Below are 2,549 nucleotides of genomic sequence, written 5' to 3' on the forward strand. Positions count from 1 at the left end.
CCGGGGGCGATTGTCGGTGCCGGGGGCTACGGTTCGCGGGTGGGATCGTCGGGCGGCGGCGTCGCGCGGGGGACGGCGCCGCCGCGCCGACGGCCGGCGCGGCGCGGTGCGTCCGGTGTCGGGGGCCGGGCGGTTCCGGTGCGCACCGGTCCGGCGTGTGACCCGGGGGCTTTCGTGGTCGGATGGGATGTTCCGGGCATCGTGGCCCCGGGGGTCGGGGTACCCCGTCGAACGCGATACATCGCGATATGCTGAGCCGGTGTCCGCCGTCCCGGCACGCCCCCGCGTGCCGCCGGGTTCCCACCGGCGGGCCGCGTCCGCGCGCGCATCCGTTGTCCGTCCATCACCCGAACCGCGGGTCCGGAACCCGCCCTCACACCCCCTTTCGGGAGTTCACATGCCAGGCGCCATCCATGCCGAGGGGCTGGTGAAGACCTTCGGCGACGTCCGTGCCCTGGACGGTGTCGACCTCGACGTCCCCCAGGGCACCGTGCTCGGCCTCCTCGGGCCCAACGGCGCGGGGAAGACCACCGCCGTCCGCATCCTCACCACCCTCCTGCGCCCCGACAGCGGGCGCGCCGAGGTGGCCGGTCTCGATGTCCTCACCCACCCCAACGAGGTGCGCCGCTCGATCGGCCTCTCCGGCCAGTTCGCCGCCGTGGACGAGTACCTCACCGGCCGCGAGAACCTGCGCATGGTCGCCCGCCTCTACCAGCTCCCGGGCGCCGTTGCCCGCCGTCGCGCCGACGAGCTGTTGGAGCGCTTCAACCTCGCCGACGCGGCCGACCGCATCGCCAAGAACTACTCGGGCGGCATGCGGCGGCGGCTCGACCTGGCCGCGGCCCTGGTGATCAGCCCGCCCGTGATGTTCATGGACGAGCCCACCACCGGCCTGGACCCGCGCAACCGCCAGGCGTTGTGGGAGGTCATCAAGGAGCTGGTCGCCGGCGGCACCACCCTGCTGCTGACCACCCAGTACCTGGAGGAGGCCGACCACCTCGCCGACAGCATCGCGGTCGTCGACCACGGCCGGATCATCGCCCGCGGCACCTCCGACGAGCTCAAGCGCCGCAGCGGCGGGGACGTCGTCGAGGTCATCGTCCGGGACGCCGGCCGGCTGGAGGAGACCCGCGCCGTCCTCGCCCGGCTGGGCGACGGCGAGACCGGCGTGGACACCCACACCCGCCGGCTGACCGTCCCCGCCGTCGGCGGCGCCAAGCTGCTGGTGGAGGTCATTCGGGAGTTGGACGCGGCGGGCATCGCGATCGACGACATCGGCCTGCGCCGTCCCACCCTGGACGACGTCTTCATCTCGCTCACCGGCCGTGCGGCCGACGACCCCGACCTCGCCGCCGACCCCGGGGCCGGCGCCCGGGTGCCCGGAACCGCGACCACCGAGGAGGGTCCGCGATGAGCACCACCACCGAGACCACCACCGGGTCCGCCCACACGGGCGACCAGCGCGTCGGCATGCGGCAGGGCCTGCGGGACTCCCTGGTGGTCATGCAGCGCAACCTGCTGCGGATGATGCGCATCCCCGAGGTCGTGGTCTTCGGCCTCATCCAGCCCATCATGTTCGTGGTGCTGTTCTCCTACGTCTTCGGCGGCTCGATCAACATCCCGGGCGCCGGCCTGGACCCGGAGACCTACCGGCAGTTCCTGATGGGCGGCATCTTCGCGCAGACCGTCACCTTCGCCACCGCCGGCGCGAGCGCGGGTATCGCGGAGGACATGCAGAAGGGCATCATCGACCGCTTCCGGTCGCTGCCCATGTCCCGGGGCGCCGTCCTCACCGGCCGGACCCTGGCCGATCTGGTGCAGACCGCGCTGATCCTGGTCGTGTTGACCGTCGTGGCGCTGCTGGTCGGGTGGCGGATCGAGGAGGGCGTGCCCTCCGCACTGCTCGCCTTCGCCCTGCTGCTGCTCCTCGGCTACTCCTTCACCTGGATCGGGGCCCTGATCGGCCTGTCGGTGCGCACCCCCGAGGCCGCCACCTCCGGCGGGCTGGTGTGGCTCTTCCCGCTCACCTTCATCTCGGTGGCCTTCGTGCCCTCCGAGAACATGCCCGGTTGGCTCCAGCCGGTCGCCGAGTGGAACCCCTTCAGCGCCACCGTCCTGGCCGTCCGCGAACTGTTCGGCAACCTGCCGCCCGGCTACCAGGCCCCCGACGCGTGGCCGATGCAGAACCCGGTGCTCGCCTCCGCGCTGTACTCGGTGCTGATCATCGCCGTCTTCCGCACCCTGGCGGTCCGCAAGTACAAGGCCGCCGCCGGCTGAGACCGCGCGCCCCGCGGGCCGGAAGGGGTGTGTCCCCTTCCGGCCCGCGGGCGTTCGGGCACGGGCCGCCCCCGGCACCAACGTCCCCCCGCGCGAGCGGGGTTGGCCGCGCCGGCACCGCCCCGCGCCGGCGGAAAACCGACCGCTTCCCGCCGCGTGACGGACCCCTCGGAGGGGAACGGCTCATGTGACGCGCCCCGGGCCCCGGCGGAGGGGCCCCGGCGCCGCGCCGATCACCGCGTCGCGCCGTCGCGACGTGCCGAGTCCCCGCC

Annotated in this window: 2 protein-coding genes; both read left to right on the top strand. The window is 73.8% G+C overall.

Going from position 1 to position 2,549, the window contains the following annotated elements:
- Nucleotides 1–397 precede the first annotated feature (397 nt).
- Nucleotides 398–1,414, top strand: coding sequence for an ATP-binding cassette domain-containing protein (locus FOE67_RS22500; RefSeq protein WP_182666669.1), 1,017 nt, complete (start codon nucleotides 398–400; stop codon nucleotides 1,412–1,414).
- Nucleotides 1,411–2,277 (top strand): ABC transporter permease, encoded by an 867-nt coding sequence (locus FOE67_RS22505; RefSeq protein WP_182666670.1) that lies wholly within the window; start codon nucleotides 1,411–1,413, stop codon nucleotides 2,275–2,277. The genes FOE67_RS22500 and FOE67_RS22505 overlap by 4 nt, the downstream gene beginning before the upstream one ends.
- Nucleotides 2,278–2,549: the final 272 nt, after the last annotated feature.

Source organism: Streptomyces calidiresistens, assembly GCF_014141525.1.
GTDB classification, from domain to species: domain Bacteria; phylum Actinomycetota; class Actinomycetes; order Streptomycetales; family Streptomycetaceae; genus Streptomyces; species Streptomyces calidiresistens.

Coding starts and splice junctions, on each gene's coding strand:
- FOE67_RS22500 (WP_182666669.1), top strand. CDS start 398: ATGCCAGGCGCCATCCATGCCGAGGGGCTGGTGAAGACCTTCGGCGAC.
- FOE67_RS22505 (WP_182666670.1), top strand. CDS start 1,411: ATGAGCACCACCACCGAGACCACCACCGGGTCCGCCCACACGGGCGAC.